Genomic DNA, 16,796 nt, shown 5'->3' on the forward strand with positions numbered 1-16,796 from the left:
CTTTCTTGGGTTCAGCTCTTGTCGGTGATGTCGGGGCCTGAGCCGCTGCCATGGCTATCGCCGCCCTTCAGCGTGTGCGCAGTGATCGAGGCGCCCTGACCGATGGTCTGCCGTCGCCGCAGTGCGGTGGCCCAGGCTGGCGGACCATCGGAGTGCCCGCTTGCGTCAGCGTCTTTCGGCGCACCGCCCTTCCCGGCAGCGTAGCTGGCCTTGAGGCTGTCGGCTGCGCGTCGGAGCGGGGATGTTGCGGTTCCCGCAGCCGACTTTGCAACATTGGCCAGGCCTGATGCGACTGCCGCTTTGCCGGAACTTCCAGCGGCGCCTGCAGAATAGGCTCCCGAAACCGCACCGGCTGCGCGAGCACCACCGCCCGCCATTCCGGCAAAAGCCGATCCTGCGGCACCGGCGGCAAGTTTTCCGCCTGCGGCTCCTCCGGCGAGCGTGGCACCAGCAGCGATCGCAGTTCCGGCAGCCCCGCCCGCGCCGAGCTGCGGACCGCCTGCAACAATTCCATTGGCGATACCGGGACCGAAGATGCCAAGGCCAAGAAGTGTCAAAGCTGCAAGGGCAATGGCCATGACCTGCTGGATGTCGGGTTCGGCACCCAACCCTGCGTCAATGAACTGCGCAAATAGCGTCGTACCGATGCCGGTGATGACGGCCAGCACCAGCACCTTGATTCCAGACGAAATGATGTGGCCGAGCACGCGCTCAGCCATGAAGGCGGTGCGTCCGAAGAAGGCGAATGGCAGCAAGACAAAGCCTGCCATTGTGACCAGCTTGAACTCGACGATTGTGACGAAGATCTGGATTGCGAGGACGAAGAACGCGATCACAACGATCAGCCAGGCAATCAGCAGGATCATGATCTGCACGAAGTTGGTGAAAAGGCCTACTGGCCCCACCAGATCCGCCGTTGCATCGAGCAACGGCTGTCCGGCGTCGAGGCCAGTGGCTGCGACAACGCCGGGGCGCATGAATTCTGCGATGGCCATGCCGCTGCCGCTGGCCTGAAGGCCGAGCCCGGCAAAGCTCTGGAACAGGATTTCTGCAAGGTTCGAAAAATTGCCGATGATGAACGCGAACGTGCCAATATAGAGCGTCTTCTTGATCAGCCGCTGCAGGACATCTTCGTCCGTGCCCCAGGCCCAGAACAAAGCAGCGATGGTCACGTCGATCACGATCAGGGTGGACGACAGGAAGCCCACTTCACCACCGAGCAAACCGAAGCCACTGTCGATGTATTGGGTAAAGACAGCCAGGAACTCGTCGATCACGCCGGTATCATTCATGGCTGACGCTCCCGTCCATGGAAGAACCGCTGGCGCTCTGACTCCCACGCAGCGTCACAATCTGGGTCCGTTGTGGTGATTGCCCGGCAGCGCCTGAGATCGACAGCGTTGGGATTAGCCGCTGGTGTGTCGCCAGCGATAATCTGTGTGGTCCTCGGTGGTGAAGGCGGCCGCATCGAAGAGACGACCGCGATCACCGTCAAAAGTCCACCAAGGGCTGCCGCCGCTGCCAGTCTGACCAGCCGGCTCATGTCAGTTGCGGGTCCGAAAACGACGGAAGCGCTCGCGGCCTTCCGCTTCTGTAGCCGCATTGCGTGCAGCTTCGATCGATTGCGCGCGCCCCTGGGCAGCGAGTGCGGCCGTCAGGTCAGCAAGTTGCTGGGTCTGGACTGCGAGCAACTGATTGCCGGCTTGTGCAGCCTGGAGCGCCCCGGTTGCCGACTGGCTGGCTGAGACCAGGGTCGTGACCGAGCTGCGGGTCGCACCAAGGTTTCCGACAATACCGGCCTGCAACTTCATCGCATCTTCGAACGCGCCGACGCTGTCCTGCCAGCGCGCATTGGCGTTGGCGACCATCTGGGCCTGACCCGCAGACAGTGCCGCGCCCCGGTAGCGGCCGTTGAACACCTGCTGGACGTCAGTCACATCATAAGCGATCCGCTGGGCCTCATTCAGCAATTGCCGGGTCTGGTCGACTTGACTCTGCAGCGTCTCGATCGTCGAGACGGGCAGACTGGCAAGGTTGCGCGCTTCGTTGATCAGGCTGGTTGCCTGGTTCTGAAGCTGCTGGATCTGGTTGTTGATCTGCTCAAGCGACCGGGCTGCGGTCATGACATTCTGCGCGTAATTGGACGGATCATAGACGATCCCGCCGAACTGTGCGTGGACCGGGCTTGCCAGCAATGTGCCGGCAGCCAGCGTGGCGAGGCTCGCTGCAGCGAAGGCACGGCGAAAGATGGGCATTTTCATTGGTCGGGTTCCTTCTCTTGCAAAGCGGGTGGAATGGGAGGCAGCAACTCGGCCGCCCAGTCGAGGCCGCGGTGCCGGAGCCAAGCTGGAGCAAAGCAATCGCGGCCATGGGCAGCAAAAAGTTCGTCGATGCAGGTCTGGTCGGATGTGGAAGATGCGGCGGTGAAGGCGAGTGCGACCTCGCCAAGACCAAGCTCGAACAGCCGGTTGCCGCGTCGTGACTGGCAGTAGTAATCACGCTTTGGCGTTGCCCGGCTCAAGATCTCGATCTGCCGGGCATTGAGACCGAACCGTTCATACACGCGCGCGATCTGGAGTTCGGCTGCGCGCTCGTTGGGCAAGAATATGCGTGTCGGACAGCTCTCGATAATGGCGGGCGCGATTGACGAGGTTTCGATGTCAGCGAGGCTCTGCGTTGCGAAGATGACACTGGCGTTCTTCTTGCGCAGCGTTTTCAGCCATTCGCGCAGCTGCGCGGCAAAGGCCGGGCTGTCGAGCACCAGCCATCCCTCATCGATGATGATCATAGCGGGGGAGCCATCAAGCCGCCCCTCGATCCGGTGAAAGAGATAGGCGAGCACGGCGGCCGCTGATGACGCGCCGATCAGCCCTTCGGTCTCGAACGCCTGAACTGACGCATCGCCAAGCTGCTCATCTTCGGCGTCGAGCAAACGGCCCCATGGGCCGCCTACAAGATAGGGCGCGAGCGCCTGCTTCAGTTCCTGCGACTGCAGCAATACGGCAAGCCCAGTCAGGGTGCGTTCGGGCGGAGGGGCAGACGCCAGCGAGGTCAGCGCCGACCAGAGGTGCTCCTTGGCCGCAGGATCGACGGCCACGCCTTCGCTGGCGAGCAAGGCGGCCAGCCATTCGGCAGCCCAAGCGCGTTCGCCCGGATTGTCAATGCGGGCAAGTGGTTGCAGGGCAACCACCTTTTCGTCCTCGCCATCGGCGCTGAGCGCGTGCCCAAGATCCTGCCAGTCGCCTCCCATCCCGAGCGCTGCTGCCCGGATCGACCCGCCGAAATCGAAGGCGAAGATTTGCGCGTCGGCATAACGACGGAACTGCAGCGCCATCAGCGCCAGCAACACCGACTTGCCCGCCCCTGTCGGCCCGACGATGAGCGTGTGGCCGACATCGCCCATATGAAGGGAAAGGCGGAACGGGGTCGAGCCTTCGGTCTTGCCGTAAAGCAAGGGGGCGTCACCGAAATGCTCGTCCCGTTCCGCTCCCGCCCATACCGCTGACAGGGGGATCAGGTGGGCGAGATTGAGGGTAGAGATTGGGGGTTGGCGGACATTGCCGTAGACATGGCCGGGGAGCGATCCGAGCCAGGCTTCGATCGCATTCATGCCCTCGATGGTGCAGGTGAAGTCGCGGCCCTGGATGACTTTTTCGACCAGGCGCAGCTTCTCCGCAGCGAGTGCAGGATCATGGTCCCAGACGGTCACAGTCGCAGTGACATAGGCAATACCGGCGTGGTCGGCGCCCAGTTCCTGCAGGGCCATGTCGGCGTCGGCGGCCTTGTTCGATGCGTCCGAGTCCATGAGCACCGACTGCTCGTTGGTCATCACTTCCTTGAGGATGGCTGCGACCGATTTTCTCTTGGCGAACCATTGACGGCGAATCTTTGTCAAAAGCCTGGTCGCATCGGTCTTGTCGAGCATGATCGCGCGGGTCGACCAGCGGTAGGGGAAGGCCTGGGCATTCAGCTCGTCAAGCAGGCCTGGGAAGGTTGCTGTGGGCAAACCCGTGATCGTGAGTGTGCGCAGATGTGCCTGCCCCAGCCTGGGCTCGAGGCCGCCGGTCAGCGGCTCATCGGTCAGCAGGGCGTCGAGATAGACCGGCGTCTCGGGTACCCGGACGCGCTGGGCCTTGGTGGAAACCGTGCTGTGCAGATAGGTCAGCGTCGCACCGTCATCGAGCCAGCCCGTCTCGGGCATGAAACCCTCGAGGAGGTGCAGCACGCGATCCGTTCTATCGACAAAGGATTTGACCAGCTCTTTGGGATCGACACCCTTTGCTGCCTTGCCCTCATAGAGCCAGCCTTCGGCGCGCGCGGCATCCTCCGGCGGCGGCAACCAGAGCAGGGTCAGATAGTAGCAGCTCTCGAAATGTGTGCCCTTTTCCCGGAACTGCTCGCGCCGCTCCATGTCGACGAGCGCCGAGACAGGATCGGGAAAGCTGCTTAAAGGATAGGCCTGTGCGGGAACGCGCTGCGCTTCGACGAATACGGCCCAGCCCGACCCCAGACGGCGCAGGGCGTTATTGAGGCGCGAGGTGATGGCCACCAGTTCGGCGGAGGTCGCGCTGTCGAGATCGGGGCCGCGAAAGCGCGCAGTGCGCTGGAACGATCCGTCCTTGTTGAGCACCACGCCCGGCCCCACCAGTGCGACCCAGGGGAGGAAGTCTGCCAGCCTTGCGGATCTGCTCCGATATTCCCTGAGCGACATCATGGCCGGATCCAGGTCGGATATCTGAGGTGGCGGCGTGCAACGTCGACGAATTGCGGGTCGCGCCGGGCGGCCCAGACTGAAAGGGCATGGCCGATCGCCCAGATCGCAAGGCCCACGAGCCACAGTCTCAGTCCGAGCCCTACGGCACCTGCCAATGTGCCGTTGACGATGGCAAGAGCCCGCGGCGCGCCGCCCAGCAATATGGGCTCTGCCAGCGCACGGTGCACCGGCGCATAAAAGCCCGGGAGGTCATCCGAGCCGAAGGGAATACCCTGCCCCATCAGATTAGCGCTCCGCCACCGAAGCTGAAGAAGCTGAGAAAGAAGCTCGATGCTGCAAAGGCGATCGAAAGGCCGAACACAATCTGGATCAGCCGTCGAAAACCACCCGAGGTATCGCCGAACGCCAGGCTGAGGCCGGTGACGATGATGACGATGACCGCAATGACCTTGGCGACCGGTCCTTCGATGCTCTCGAGGATCGACTGCAGCGGCGCTTCCCAGGGCATGGAAGAGCCGCCTGCCTCTACCGGGACCGCGAAGAGCAGAGCGGCTGCAAGTGCGCAGCCGCATGCGAGCGTCCTGGGCAGATTGCGACGAGCGGGAAGAACAGGAACCTGGCTGATCATGTGTTGTCTCCGATTTGGGGGTAAAACTCGGTTGTCATCCGATAGTCTCCGCTGACAGGATCGAGGCCTTCGACCTCGGCAATCTCCGCGAGCCGCCGCCCCGCCCCGTCACGAACGAGTACCGCCACGACGTTGATGGTCTGGGCAAGCAGAGCGCGCGGCACCGTGACGACGGCTTCCTGGATCAGCTGCTCCATCCGGAGCATGGCACCGACGGCGCTGCTGGCATGGATGGTGCCGATGCCGCCGGGATGACCGGTGCCCCAGGCCTTGAGCAGATCGAGAGCCTCGCGCCCGCGCACCTCCCCGATAGGGATGCGGTCCGGTCTGAGGCGGAGCGATGAGCGCACTAAGTCGGCCAGCGACATGACTCCGTCGAAGGTCCGCATGGCGACAAAATTGGGCGCGGTACACTGCAGTTCGCGTGTGTCCTCGATAAGGACAATACGGTCGCCGGTGTCTGCCATCTCGGCGAGCAGGGCATTGGCCAATGTCGTCTTGCCGGTCCCCGTACCGCCTGCGATCAGGATGTTGCGGCGATCGGCAACGGCGAGATGCAAGCTGGCTGCCTGGGCACGCGACATGATCCCGGCGGCGACATAGTCGGCAAGCGTGAAGACGGCAGTAGCAGGCTTGCGGATCGCAAAGGCGGGAGCTGCAACGACAGGAGGAAGCAGTCCTTCGAACCGTTCACCGCCGCCCGGAAGCTCGGCGGAAACGCGCGGCATCCTTGCATGCACCTCTGCACCGACATGATGGGCGACCAGCCGGATAATGCGTTCGCTATCGGCGGGACTGAGAAAATGAGGGCTGGCAGCGATACCTTGGCCGAGCCGATCAACCCAGAGCCGCCCATCAGGATTGAGCATGATCTCGATGATTTCGGGATCATCAAGCCACTGGCCGATCGCGCTGCCAAAGGCGGTACGCAGCATGTTTGCGCTGCGCCTGTGTGCTTCCTGCCGGATCGGTTCTGCGCTCATGTGTCGTCCCCGTGAATGCTTCGGACAACAGTGTCCGGAGCGCCGGACGGATTAAGAGACGCATGCGCCGCGTGGTTTCAACAGGCTTTTGAGTAACGGAAACTGTGGCGAAGAAAGACAGGCGTTGGCGTAAGCGGCGGGTTGGAAGGCAAGGCCACCGAATGCAAATAGTTCGCAAATAATCTTGCCCCGCACCGGTTTATGACAAGACTGTGACCATGGGTGATTCGGTGTCGCAACCCTCCACAGACGATGTCCGCTGGACCCGGCTGACGGAAAAACAACGTGCCTGCCTCGATCTGCTGCTCGACCGGCAGACGTCAAAGCAGATCGCACGCCGCCTCGACATATCCAAACCCACGGTGGATCAGCGGCTGACCGCTGCACGGCAAATACTGGGCGCGGCCAACCGGGACGAAGCCGCTATCCTATATGGGCAACTCAAGCAGACATATGACCGGATCACATATGATCCGGTGCAGGTTCCCTCCGACCCCGGTGACAAGCCATCCATCATTTCGGACGCAAAGCCAGCCGAAGCAATGGTTCTGCAAGATAGTGGAGCAGCATCGGTCGGATCACCGTCCAGGAATTTCTGGAGACATGACCACGATCTCAAAGCAAGAATCTGGATCATGACGGCCATGCTGGTTGTCGCAGTTATCCTTATCCTTGCAGGTCTCGGCATCGCACAGGCGCTCACGCGGCTGGTCTCCGGTTAGTCCTTAGGCCCGTTTTTGAAAACCCAATCCCGAAACCCCTCGCGTTCGGGGAAAGGAAAAGTCATGCCCAATTCCATTGAAGACACAACCACCCGCCTGAGCCGGGAGGTCCCAACCGCAGAATTCAAGATCGATGATGCTCTCGTCGCCATATCCATCCTGATGACGAGCGTCGTCACTGCAAAACGCGACACGCCTGATGTCCCGGCGGCAAGGGGTCAGGCAACAATCCGCAGACTGGCAAAAGCCCAGGCTGCGCTGATCGATGCAAGCGGCGATGTCCTGCGGGTGCATGGCGATCTGCTGTCCATATGGCGGGAAGTTGCAGGCTATGACCTGCACGAGTGCCCCCGTGTCGCAGGACATGTCGCCCCGTTGCAGGCAGTTGCCTGACATAGATTGACCGGGAGCAACCTCAGTGAAAAGCTGTCTGCATGCGCATAGCGGTGTTTCTGGCCTTGCTCGTCGTTGCTCTCGGTTATGCCGCCTGGCGTGGCGGCGGTCCGGAACGCGTGATGGCAGTCATTGCTGCCCTTATGGTCGTTCTCGACCCACTTCTCCATCGCATCGTTCCCGCTCAATTCGCATCGCTCGATACCGGCCATCTCATCATCGACCTGTTCGGGGCAATGACGACCATTGCGCTTGCCTTGGCCGCGCACCGCTTCTGGCCCATGGGAATGGCGGTCCTGCATATCCTGCCACTGCTGGCGCACTCCAGCCGCGCACTCGATCTGGCCATGCATCCGGCTGCCTATCTCGTAATGCAGGTCGCACCGTCCTGGCTAGTCGCGCCGGTCCTGATCGGTGCCACATGGCATCACCGCAGAAGGCTGAAAGCTTCCGGCACAGACCCGTCGTGGCATTCGTCACCAGTGTGATCAGGCAGAGGCACGGCATTCCGTCTACCTTGCCCATGCGTGGCTGGCAGATCATGCCATGTCGGTAAGCGGCACAGATCCGCAGCCTGCGTCAGCCTTCCCAAGTTTGGTCGGTTCGAAGGTCGACCCAAACAGTCCTGTCCTGCTCAGCTATCTGCAGGCATGCATGGGTAGCTTGCCACACGAGGCTCTTCAGGTCCTGTATCTGGACAACAGCCGGATACTGATTGCTCAAGAGTACGCGCAGCAGGGTTCGGCAGTCCATCTGCTCTTGAGCCCCAAGGCCATCTTCCGGCGCGCATTCGCGCTCGATGCCAGCGCCATGATCCTTGCACACAACCATCCCAGCGGCGATGCCAGCCCCAGCGTTGAAGATATCCGCGCAACAGATGCCCTCGTTAGCCTGGGGCAAACACTGGGCGTCGAGATCATCGAGCATATCATTGTGGCTCGCGACAGCTGCCATGCAATCCTGCAAGGCCCAAGACTGTGCAAACCCGCACGCCTAGCTGCATTCTTCGATCTCAGGGACAGCGGGGTAGGTCGCCTAGGCCACGCAACCAGTACATGCGCGGGGGCTGCGGCCAATGCGCAAACGACCGCAATGCGCCGCTTGCAGCGCCGTGAGCTACTGGGAAACCCATCGTTGCTGGCAAATCCGGCATGGGACATGCTGATCGATCTGTTCCTCCATACCCATGCGGACAAACCCGTATCGACCAGCGCGCTGTGCATCGGCTCAGGTTTGCCGATGAGCAGTGCTCTGCGCCTCGTCCGGAAGCTGTGCGATGCAAATTTGGTCCTGCGTGAGCCCGACCCCGCCGATGGGCGCCGCAAATTCATCCGGCTCACGCCGCGAACATGGGAGGGGTTGAACCGGCATTTCTGTGTTGGGCCAGACTGACTGCAAGCCCGGATCAGTCTGAAAGCTCACCGTGAGAAGTGTCGTCTGAAGGTTCCGGCCCGATCCCGGAGCGCTGCTATCAAGCCTGTCTAAGGACCAGAGGGAATGCTTCCATGCGAGCTTGATGTGCAGCTGACTTATACCTGGGTGCCAACAATGATCGCCTTGTCCAGGAAAACCATCACCAAGATCATAGTCCGGCACCAGAACCTGAAGCCAAGGCCTTGCTCAACGCTGGCGCGCTCGTCTTGGAGGCGGCTGGTTGCGCGATGGCAGTCTGCACCAGAGCCGTCTGGACTGTGCCTGCCCGTTCGTTGATCGCAGAAACCAGCCCGGCGCGATCATTGGTATAGATCGTCGCCGACTGTTTGGCGCGCGAGATGCCAACGTAGAAGCTTTTCTGATCGACCAGGTTGGTTGCGCGGCTGTCGGCATGGACAATGACGTGATCGGCGGTCCGACCCTGAGCTGCAAAGGCTGTGTCGACATATCCATGGGATATGTGCCGGTCGCGGGCGACATCGAGTTGCAGTGTCTGGACCTGGCCTCGCGATGCCCGGACACTGGCCGTTCGGGCTTCTGCGTCGATCGCCACAACCTGAACACGGGCACCATTGACGCGCCCGGCGTCCCGATCGTTGCGCGTGAACCGGATACTGTCGCCCGCTCTGAGTTCGAGCCGTTGTTGTTCGTACACCTGCGCCTTGCCAGCGCCCCATTGCCTCAGCCGCCAGTCGACCTCGCGCCCCTCTTCGGATCGAAGCGTGATCGCTGCCCTGGCCGGATCGACATTTTCAACACGGAAAGCCTCGCCCCGCCCAACGCCCTTGTCTGAATAGTCGCGGGAGAAGCGCACGACGTCGCCTTTGTCATAGCTCAGCGGATCTCGGGCCTCGGCCCGGGTGAGGCCCTTGTTGACCAGACTTTCCACAGTTACCGCAGGACCTGTCAGTGCCCCCGATCGAACAAGCGCCGAACGAATGTCTGCCGTCAAAGCATCCCGGCCCTCACGCGAGGGTTCGATTACCATCGTGCGGGCACGCGTGGGTTCATCAAGTCCGGCATAGCGTCCAGCGATTGCAGAGAAGCGCTGCGCTCGGTCGATCTGTTCGATGATCATGCCCCCACCGCGATCCAGCGCTTCCAGTGCCTTTCGCGCGTCTCCTTCGATGGAAGCCTGCACGGCTGCCCTGGTCGCGGCATTTGTCTGCCGGACGATCACATTCAGGCTGGCCGTTTCCATGCCGGCATTCTGCAACTGCGCGAATGCCGCGCCAGCCTCAACCGATCCAAGCTGCTTTGTGTCGCCGACCAGGACAACGCGCGCATTGTGTTTTTCTGCAAGGTCAAAGAGGCGCGCCGTATCGCGAGCGGAAATCAGGGATGCTTCATCCACGATCCAGACTGCCGGCTTTGTTGTTACCGATTGTGCGGGAGTGAGCATGTGCCTTGCAACTGTATCGCCGCGCGCACCGAGTGCCTCACCGAGCACCATCGCTGCCGATGCCGTCGGAGCGAGCGCGACAACCGATACGCCGCGTGCCTCGGCCTCTTGCGCAAACGTCGCGAGCACCGTGGTGGTCTTGGCGGTCCCCGCATAGCCCTGCACGGCAGTAATCCGGTTGCGGCTGGTCAAAAGCTGCTCGGTTGCCACACGCTGGTCCGCATTCCAGGCAAAGCCTGAACACTCCGCCCGCCTTGCGGCCACGGCAACCGCCTTTGCTGCCGCCAAGGGCGATGCAATCGGGGCTAATGCACCCCTGCCTTCGGCCTCGATGCGGAGCAATCTGGTTTCAGCCTCGACGTTCTGGCGGGTGGTAAACCCAGTGAACTCGGCACCTCGACGGTCGATGAAGGTGCGGTCGATCAATTCGCCCTTTCCGGTCGCCGCATCGATCGCTTCTGCGATCTGGGCGTAGCCAACCTTCCCCAATCCGACACGTCCGGCTTCCTCGTGCAGCGCTGCAACCGAAAAGACCGATTGCCGCTCGCCAAGCTTGTCTGCGGCATGAGCGACCGCGCGATCGGCGAAGCTTGATCGGTCGGACGTCCCTTCTGCAATGCCTGCATTGGCCTTGGCGTCGCGTACCAGCGCAGTTCGTGCAGCTTCATCAAAGCCTGCCTTGTCAGCGGTCTCGCGCCAGTCGGCGACCAGCGAAGCCTGATTTATAGCAATCTTCGCCTGCCGGGTATCGAGCGCTGCCACCTGTTTTTCGGCTGCGCTGGCATCCTCGCGCGAAGTACCGCGCTGCGCGAGCGCTGCTTCGATCTGCGCACTACGGGTACTGAATGCCGCGATGACGTCTGCAGAGACTCCCCTGATCTCGAACATCGAGTCCTTGCCGACCTCGATTTCATAGCCGAGCCCGCTGACCTTCAATGCCAGTTCCTGCCGGTAGATCGCGCCGATCTGCTTCTGGAGCTGATAGATTGCCCGCGGTTCAAGGCTGCGCCACGATCCGTCCTCGCTCTGGGTCGCATTCATGATCACATTGTGGGTGTGAAGTTGCGGGTCCTGGTTGCGGCTTGTGCCATGCTGAAAGCTCGCAACAATGAGGTTACCGGTCGCCTCGCGGTGGGTTGTGCCGCCGTGCCGGACACGAGTCGCGGCCATATGAGCTTCCACATGGGCGAGCGCGGTCTGCACGGCTTGCCCATGGGCGTCGATCAGCCGCCTGTCGCCGGCCACTTCCGCCATGATCGACACCGACTTTGGCGCACTCAAGGTGACATCCCAGCCGGGCCGATGCTCAAGCTGGCCATCTTTCATAGTGCCAAGCTGCTGGCCGCCGACTTTACCTTCGAGCAGTTCGCGAAAAACGTCTCGGTCAACATCGCCGGAAAGGCCAAGATGCTCGGCCCCTTTTCCAAGCCATCGGGAAGGCGACAGGCCATCATCCGCATAATAATCGTCAGCCTCATAATAGCTGCTGGCTTGGGCCGAACTGGTCAGGACGGATACCGAAGCGACCATCAGACCGGACCATCATCCACTGTGGAGCGGGGCGGTTGCGGAGTTGATCTGGGCTTGGGTTCCATCGGCTGCACGTCTGCTGTCGTTTGAGTTTGGGATTGCTCTGAAGACGGCCTATCCCCTGACCGATGCCACAGGGTGGTCTCGGGATCCGCCTCGATGAAGGCGCGGTGCCGGGGCGCGCCCCTTCGCGCGATGTGATCGGCAGTCAGCGATATACGGGCAACGGGAAGCCCGTCCGGGAACAACAGATACGCTTCATAGCGGGGGAGACGAAGTTCGCTTTCGAACACGGCCGGCCTGATCTTGCGCTGCCGTCCGAGCGTTATGCGTGGCTGGTCGTCACCTTCACCAAGAGCACCTGTCATCGTGTGCACCTCGACTTCGCAGGTCCCGATGGTGTCACTCGCCCAGCGACGGGACTCGCTGTCCGTGAGCTGAAGGAACAGCTTGGTATTGCAGCAGCCGAGCATCGATTGGGACAGATCGTTGCCGTAGCGGTTGCGCATCTGACCGATCGCCTGGAACGTCAGCACGACGGCTGCCCCGAACTTGCGTCCCTCGGGCAGCAGCCGAGAAAGATTGTCGACGCGGGGAAGATCGGCGAGCTCGTCGAGCAGGAACCAGACACGCCGGTCGGGTGATGGTGACAACCCCAGCATCGCGCTGGCCGCACATTCCAGCCAACAGGCAAGCAGCGGCTTCGAGGCTTCGAAATAGTCCTCTTTTCGCGGCACGAAGATCCAGGGTTTGTTTGCGCCTCTTCCGTCAAGACCGGTGATGAACTGCCGGAAGGAAAATGCCTGCTCGTCACCATTCTGGACGCGCAGGAACTGGATAAGATTGGCAGCCTTGGCGAGCATGAACAGGACGCTGCCCGTTGCCCGGTCGGCATCGTCGGCGAATGTGCGTGCAGAGGAGGTTTCGCCCAGCCAGGCTTTCAGATCGTCCTTGCTCCGCACCTGAAGCGCGTGGAGCAGGTCGGGCAAATTCCCCTTGCCCTCGCGCCAGAGTGCACGAAGCATGTTGGCCACGAGGATGCGGCTGGTTTCCAGCCACACATCGCGATCATGCTGTCCGGTTTCGGTAATCAGCTGCTGCGCAATGCGATCGGCATCTGCGGGGTGTCCTATTTCGGCAAAGGGAGACCAGAAGGCGCAGCGGCTGTCGAAGGGATTGAGGATGATGTCGCCGCGCGTGGGATTGTAGTAGTGGGCGATGAACTCACCGCTGGTATCGTAGACCAGAGCCGCCTCACCACGCGTTTCAATGCCGTCGAGCAACTGGCGCAACACCGTGGTCTTGCCGCTGCCGGTCGTACCGACCATTGCGAGATGGCGGGTCTCGAGCCGGGTGGGAAACGGAACCGGCCCGATCGCAAGCGGGGTCGCACCGGACTCAGCCTGTGCCAGCTTCACAAGCGTTGTTTCGTCGGCCACCAAGGTGCCGCTCATGTACCGGTCCTGGAGGGCCCGCTCGCGGCGCATTGCCGCAGTCCGGCGGAAGAGCATCGCACCTATCAGCCAGGCGACAAATCCCAGCACGCTCCCACTCACGAGATAGGACCAAGTCATGCTCGCACGCCGCTCAAAGTAAGGATCTGTCGCAACCGTAAATGCGGGAACCAGATAATCAGCCCCCTGATAGTGGACTGTGACCACAGGAGCGTTGGCACCATCACCTGCGAACCAGCTGAGGACTTGCGCATGAACATAGGTGCCGGTCGCTCGCAGGATGGCAGGATCGAGCAACAGGTAGGGCGCTGCAACACCGCCTAGCGCGACTGACGAAAGCAGGATCAGCAGGTGCCGTTTGACGCGCCGGGCCTGGCTATGGCGGTAGTGGCGGCGCATCGTCTCGGCGTGAAGGCGGCGGTCATGGCTTTCGATCATGACCGGCCTTCCGCCAGTGCCCTTTGCCGGTCATAGGCCCGGTTGATTTCTCCAAGGATGATGTCATCGGTTTTGCCGCCGCCTGCCGCTGCATTGCGGGCGTAACAGTACGCGGCACAGGCCGTGAACAATGTCCGGTCCACGATGCGCTCAAGATCGGCAAGTCGCGCGCTCATGGATGCAACCTCGGCAACGAGTTCCCGGCTCAAACTGTCACCTGTGTTGGACATGGTCTGTGCGGCGATGCCCGCCTGAACACTACGCTGAAGCATGGCGTAAGGCGTGACACCTTGCTCGTGCGCGAGCTTACGAAGGGCTTTTTCAAGCGCAGCTGGAAGCCGGACATTGTGACGGGCCAGAGTCATGGCTTTCCCCCAACGCGCTGCCGATCCGCTGCCTCAGAAATTGTCAGAAACGCGCCGTTCTTGGGGTAACCCGACAGAGCGCTGCCTGATCGCTGCCTCGAAAAGTGGCGGAAAAGCTGCATGCACATGTGCGTGAGGTGTGTATCCAAATTACGGGTCCGATGCGAAGCATCGCGGCCCTGCAACCTACCCCGACAAAGTGCCGGTTCGAACTTGGCCCACTCTCTACAACGATTGCTTGAGATTGCGTTCGAACCAATCGATGCTCGATGGGTGTCTTCAAGGTTTACGGCAGAGAACGACTTTCCGATTGTCTGACATCGCGCGCCCTGGGACGGAACATCCGCAACGTGCTGAATGATGGCGATTCCGCTCGAACGAAAGGAACCGGCGCGACGATATTGAAGAACGGTCATGTGGTGTCCTCCTGACAAAAGGTCTGATGGAAACCGCTGCCAGTCAGAGCCCGTTGCACCTGTTGGGCGCAGGTCATCTGTCATGGCTTTCGCGGCGCAAGCGGCACGAACAGCCGATCGGTGTTCGCCTTCAGTTGCAATGGGAGTGCATCAGGAAGCCCAGCGTCTGCCGGCGTTGATTGCGCCTCTACAGCAGCTTCATAGGTCACATTGGCGCTTTGGTGTCGCGAAGCGAAGACCGGAGCCTGACGCCAGGATTGCACCCTCACGGGTGGACCACTGGCGATCCTAGCCGCTGCTGGCATGACAAGCGAAGGTGCGATCCTGGCCACGTACTTGCGGGTCTCAACGGGCAACCGGCGGCGGCCCATGCGATACTCATCCACCCGCCCCGGCCCCGCATTATAGGCGGCGAGCATGAGCGCGATGTCGCCATAGCGGTCCCACATCAAGCGCAGATATGCTGCACCACCAAGGATGTTGGCGCGAACATCGAACGGGTCAGGACCGAGACCAAAGCGCGCACTGAGCGTGGTCCAGGTACGGGGCATGATCTGCATCAGCCCCATCGCACCTGCACTTGAAACCGCATGCGATCTGCCTCCGCTTTCTGCGCGCATGACCGCCCATATCCAATGCTCCGGGATGCCAAAGCGCTGTGAGGCTTCAGCAACAGGCTGCGCGTATGGATGTGACTTCATCGAGCCCGCCACAGGCGGTGACATTGCGGCCGGCATGGCCACCGCAGACACTTCAGCTGAAAAAGCAATGCTGCAAAAAAGTGATAGACCTCGCAGGCATAGCGAAGGCTGCTGCATGCGCCTGTAAACGTTACGTCGTTGTGGCATCATGATTCATCTCGGATCGCGAGTCTTGGAACGCGACCAGAGCAGGTTCCAGACATCGTCGCCTGTACCTGCCCGGACCAGGATGGCACGCAATGGTTGCACAAAGCCCGGGTCATCCACCTGCAGCGCGACGTAGTTGCCGACACGCTTTCCAGTACGGTTCCATCCGGCACCGATCTCAACGCCAGTGTCTGCATCGCCACGAAGCACGCGCCATTCCGGAGCATTTTCGCTCTCGTTCAGCTCTGCGGGTACGAGCGTGATCTGTGTATCGAGCGCAAGCGTGCGCAGACGCCCCGAATAGCGATCCTGTGTAAATTCCAAGCTGCCGATGATCATCAGTAATGCTCCTTAGCTATAGGTTTCGAGGGCATTGGCTTGGTATCGCGCTGCCAGCGGAGCGGCTCGCCAGGTCCATTGCGGGTCAGCACCGGACGCGCGATGCCGACGACGCCGGAGGCGGGTACGGGACCGAAATAACGACCGTCGAGACTGTCGGCAGCCGGGTTGAGCAGGAACAGTTGGCCGTGCAAGATGCGCTGGCATCCTTGCCAGTCAGGCATTTTGCGGCCGACGCGGTCGTGCGCTCTGGCCGTTGCCACAGCCACTGCGTCAATCGACACGATTGCGCCGGTGCGGCAGACGCGCTGCCCCGGCAATGCTGCAACCCGCTTCAAAAGCGGGACACCGCCGGGCAGATAGCGGCGCTCTGCAATGAAGCGAGCGATGTCCGGTGGCGGCATTAGCACAACAAGGTCACCGAGCGCGGGGACGGCGTCGGCCTCGACACGGTAGAGCCCAATGGGTGCGCTGGCGCTCGCATTCCACAAAACGCGCGGATGGGGACCCAGGAGCTCGACGCCGGCAAACGCACAACTGAACAGGCCTGCCCAGAGCCACGTTGCGCTGAAATACTTGCGGTTCATGCCTCGAGCGCCTTGCGTCGCAGCCATTGCGCATGACGCGCAGCCGTATACGGCCGAATTGACAGTCCCGCATCCAGCCGGCTGCCGACATGGCGCCAGTGATCGGGTGACGCATCGCACGGATCGATGCCAGCCGCCTCCACCATGGCGATTGATTCAAGAACCCGTGCCACATTGGGCAATGTCTCTGCATGGAGCAGAACGTCGCCTCCAGGATGCACGGATGGCAGCGCCACGGATGACGCGCTGGAAGCAACGGTTTTGACGATCTGGATGCTCGCATGGGTCGCTCCAAAGTCGCTGGATATCCTGCAAGCAAGCGCGAAGACTGTGCCGGGACGAAACCCCGCTATGGATTTGTGCCGGGTCAGAACCTTTCGGACTGCAGCACGCCCAAAGCGTAGTGACTGTTCATAGCGCCCCTCGATCCAGGTCATTTCGACCTCAGTGAGCGCAGTGCAGTCCCGCCTGAGGCGATTGCCCGACGAAAGCACGCTCACGATCGGACTCCAGCATCTGAGTGTCCGCGCGGCAGCGAGCCTG

The 16,796-nt window shown here is 61.6% G+C and carries 19 protein-coding genes; 5 read left to right on the forward strand and 14 right to left on the reverse strand.

Features of this window, described 5'->3' with window-relative positions; all coding sequences use genetic code 11:
- Nucleotides 1-11: 11 nt before the first annotated feature.
- The 7 genes from trbL to trbB are packed head-to-tail and all read right to left on the reverse strand — an operon-like array spanning nt 12 to nt 6,325.
- Nucleotides 12-1,292, reverse strand: coding sequence for a P-type conjugative transfer protein TrbL (gene trbL / locus BSY18_RS00305; RefSeq protein WP_069049232.1), 1,281 nt, complete (start codon nt 1,290-1,292; stop codon nt 12-14).
- Nucleotides 1,289-1,603 (reverse strand): putative entry exclusion protein TrbK-alt, encoded by a 315-nt coding sequence (trbK-alt, locus tag BSY18_RS20485; protein ID WP_335617662.1) that lies wholly within the window; start codon nt 1,601-1,603, stop codon nt 1,289-1,291. The genes trbL and trbK-alt overlap by 4 nt, the downstream gene beginning before the upstream one ends.
- Nucleotides 1,545-2,261 (reverse strand): P-type conjugative transfer protein TrbJ, encoded by a 717-nt coding sequence (gene trbJ, locus BSY18_RS00310; protein ID WP_069049233.1) that lies wholly within the window; start codon nt 2,259-2,261, stop codon nt 1,545-1,547. The genes trbK-alt and trbJ overlap by 59 nt, the downstream gene beginning before the upstream one ends.
- Entirely contained in the window at nt 2,258-4,714 is a 2,457-nt protein-coding gene (trbE, locus tag BSY18_RS00315) for a conjugal transfer protein TrbE (RefSeq protein WP_069049234.1), read from the reverse strand. Before trbE ends, trbJ begins: the two co-directional genes overlap by 4 nt.
- A complete protein-coding gene (locus BSY18_RS00320) occupies nt 4,711-4,995 on the reverse strand; it encodes a VirB3 family type IV secretion system protein (RefSeq protein WP_069049235.1) in 285 nt (94 codons plus the stop codon). The genes trbE and BSY18_RS00320 overlap by 4 nt, the downstream gene beginning before the upstream one ends.
- A complete protein-coding gene (locus BSY18_RS00325) occupies nt 4,995-5,342 on the reverse strand; it encodes a TrbC/VirB2 family protein (RefSeq protein WP_150126164.1) in 348 nt (115 codons plus the stop codon). Before BSY18_RS00325 ends, BSY18_RS00320 begins: the two co-directional genes overlap by 1 nt.
- Nucleotides 5,339-6,325, reverse strand: a complete 987-nt coding sequence (gene trbB, locus BSY18_RS00330; protein WP_069049236.1) for a P-type conjugative transfer ATPase TrbB — start codon at nt 6,323-6,325, stop codon at nt 5,339-5,341. Before trbB ends, BSY18_RS00325 begins: the two co-directional genes overlap by 4 nt.
- A gap of 218 nt (nt 6,326-6,543) precedes the next feature.
- Between trbB and BSY18_RS00335 the strand changes: the two genes are divergently transcribed.
- From BSY18_RS00335 to BSY18_RS20490, 4 genes are read left to right on the forward strand one after another with little or no spacing between them, the layout of a single operon-like run.
- Nucleotides 6,544-7,047, forward strand: coding sequence for a helix-turn-helix domain-containing protein (locus BSY18_RS00335; protein WP_069049237.1), 504 nt, complete (start codon nt 6,544-6,546; stop codon nt 7,045-7,047).
- A gap of 15 nt (nt 7,048-7,062) precedes the next feature.
- Entirely contained in the window at nt 7,063-7,440 is a 378-nt protein-coding gene (locus BSY18_RS00340; RefSeq protein ID WP_236823336.1) for a hypothetical protein, read from the forward strand.
- A 41-nt stretch (nt 7,441-7,481) separates the two neighbouring features.
- Nucleotides 7,482-7,928: a hypothetical protein gene (locus tag BSY18_RS00345; protein ID WP_069049239.1), complete on the forward strand. Its 447-nt coding sequence runs from the start codon at nt 7,482-7,484 to the stop codon at nt 7,926-7,928.
- Between the two features lie 58 nt (nt 7,929-7,986).
- Entirely contained in the window at nt 7,987-8,832 is an 846-nt protein-coding gene (locus tag BSY18_RS20490) for a JAB domain-containing protein (RefSeq protein WP_083231224.1), read from the forward strand.
- Between the two features lie 190 nt (nt 8,833-9,022).
- Here the strand turns inward: BSY18_RS20490 and mobF are convergent, their stop codons facing one another.
- From mobF to BSY18_RS00370, 3 genes are read right to left on the reverse strand one after another with little or no spacing between them, the layout of a single operon-like run.
- Nucleotides 9,023-11,806 (reverse strand): MobF family relaxase, encoded by a 2,784-nt coding sequence (mobF, locus tag BSY18_RS00360; RefSeq protein WP_069049242.1) that lies wholly within the window; start codon nt 11,804-11,806, stop codon nt 9,023-9,025.
- Entirely contained in the window at nt 11,806-13,698 is a 1,893-nt protein-coding gene (locus BSY18_RS00365) for a type IV secretion system DNA-binding domain-containing protein (protein ID WP_069049243.1), read from the reverse strand. The genes mobF and BSY18_RS00365 overlap by 1 nt, the downstream gene beginning before the upstream one ends.
- A complete protein-coding gene (locus BSY18_RS00370) occupies nt 13,695-14,063 on the reverse strand; it encodes a hypothetical protein (RefSeq protein WP_069049244.1) in 369 nt (122 codons plus the stop codon). The genes BSY18_RS00365 and BSY18_RS00370 overlap by 4 nt, the downstream gene beginning before the upstream one ends.
- Before the next feature lie 269 nt (nt 14,064-14,332).
- Between BSY18_RS00370 and BSY18_RS21175 the strand changes: the two genes are divergently transcribed.
- Nucleotides 14,333-14,494: a hypothetical protein gene (locus BSY18_RS21175; RefSeq protein WP_171900139.1), complete on the forward strand. Its 162-nt coding sequence runs from the start codon at nt 14,333-14,335 to the stop codon at nt 14,492-14,494.
- Nucleotides 14,495-14,559: 65 nt separating this feature from the next.
- Here the strand turns inward: BSY18_RS21175 and BSY18_RS00375 are convergent, their stop codons facing one another.
- The 4 genes from BSY18_RS00375 to BSY18_RS00390 form a co-directional block, all read right to left on the reverse strand.
- Entirely contained in the window at nt 14,560-15,216 is a 657-nt protein-coding gene (locus BSY18_RS00375) for a lytic transglycosylase domain-containing protein (RefSeq protein WP_236823337.1), read from the reverse strand.
- A 117-nt stretch (nt 15,217-15,333) separates the two neighbouring features.
- On the reverse strand, nt 15,334-15,666 hold the full coding sequence (locus BSY18_RS00380; RefSeq protein ID WP_069049246.1) for a DUF736 domain-containing protein: 333 nt from the start codon (nt 15,664-15,666) through the stop codon (nt 15,334-15,336).
- Nucleotides 15,666-16,253: a S26 family signal peptidase gene (locus BSY18_RS00385; RefSeq protein ID WP_069049247.1), complete on the reverse strand. Its 588-nt coding sequence runs from the start codon at nt 16,251-16,253 to the stop codon at nt 15,666-15,668. The genes BSY18_RS00380 and BSY18_RS00385 overlap by 1 nt, the downstream gene beginning before the upstream one ends.
- On the reverse strand, nt 16,250-16,753 hold the full coding sequence (locus BSY18_RS00390) for a DUF2840 domain-containing protein (protein ID WP_335617656.1): 504 nt from the start codon (nt 16,751-16,753) through the stop codon (nt 16,250-16,252). Before BSY18_RS00390 ends, BSY18_RS00385 begins: the two co-directional genes overlap by 4 nt.
- Nucleotides 16,754-16,796 lie beyond the last annotated feature (43 nt).

The sequence above is a fragment of the Blastomonas sp. RAC04 genome (assembly GCF_001713435.1).
Taxonomy (GTDB): domain Bacteria; phylum Pseudomonadota; class Alphaproteobacteria; order Sphingomonadales; family Sphingomonadaceae; genus Blastomonas; species Blastomonas fulva.

Coding starts and splice junctions, on each gene's coding strand:
- trbL (WP_069049232.1), bottom strand. CDS start 1,292: ATGAATGATACCGGCGTGATCGACGAGTTCCTGGCTGTCTTTACCCAA.
- BSY18_RS00370 (WP_069049244.1), bottom strand. CDS start 14,063: ATGACTCTGGCCCGTCACAATGTCCGGCTTCCAGCTGCGCTTGAAAAA.
- BSY18_RS00335 (WP_069049237.1), top strand. CDS start 6,544: ATGGGTGATTCGGTGTCGCAACCCTCCACAGACGATGTCCGCTGGACC.
- mobF (WP_069049242.1), bottom strand. CDS start 11,806: ATGGTCGCTTCGGTATCCGTCCTGACCAGTTCGGCCCAAGCCAGCAGC.
- BSY18_RS21175 (WP_171900139.1), top strand. CDS start 14,333: ATGGGTGTCTTCAAGGTTTACGGCAGAGAACGACTTTCCGATTGTCTG.
- trbK-alt (WP_335617662.1), bottom strand. CDS start 1,603: ATGCGGCTACAGAAGCGGAAGGCCGCGAGCGCTTCCGTCGTTTTCGGA.
- BSY18_RS00385 (WP_069049247.1), bottom strand. CDS start 16,253: ATGAACCGCAAGTATTTCAGCGCAACGTGGCTCTGGGCAGGCCTGTTC.
- trbE (WP_069049234.1), bottom strand. CDS start 4,714: ATGATGTCGCTCAGGGAATATCGGAGCAGATCCGCAAGGCTGGCAGAC.
- BSY18_RS20490 (WP_083231224.1), top strand. CDS start 7,987: ATGTCGGTAAGCGGCACAGATCCGCAGCCTGCGTCAGCCTTCCCAAGT.
- BSY18_RS00325 (WP_150126164.1), bottom strand. CDS start 5,342: ATGATCAGCCAGGTTCCTGTTCTTCCCGCTCGTCGCAATCTGCCCAGG.
- BSY18_RS00365 (WP_069049243.1), bottom strand. CDS start 13,698: ATGATCGAAAGCCATGACCGCCGCCTTCACGCCGAGACGATGCGCCGC.
- trbJ (WP_069049233.1), bottom strand. CDS start 2,261: ATGAAAATGCCCATCTTTCGCCGTGCCTTCGCTGCAGCGAGCCTCGCC.
- BSY18_RS00320 (WP_069049235.1), bottom strand. CDS start 4,995: ATGGGGCAGGGTATTCCCTTCGGCTCGGATGACCTCCCGGGCTTTTAT.
- BSY18_RS00375 (WP_236823337.1), bottom strand. CDS start 15,216: ATGCCGGCCGCAATGTCACCGCCTGTGGCGGGCTCGATGAAGTCACAT.
- BSY18_RS00345 (WP_069049239.1), top strand. CDS start 7,482: ATGCGCATAGCGGTGTTTCTGGCCTTGCTCGTCGTTGCTCTCGGTTAT.
- BSY18_RS00380 (WP_069049246.1), bottom strand. CDS start 15,666: ATGATCATCGGCAGCTTGGAATTTACACAGGATCGCTATTCGGGGCGT.
- trbB (WP_069049236.1), bottom strand. CDS start 6,325: ATGAGCGCAGAACCGATCCGGCAGGAAGCACACAGGCGCAGCGCAAAC.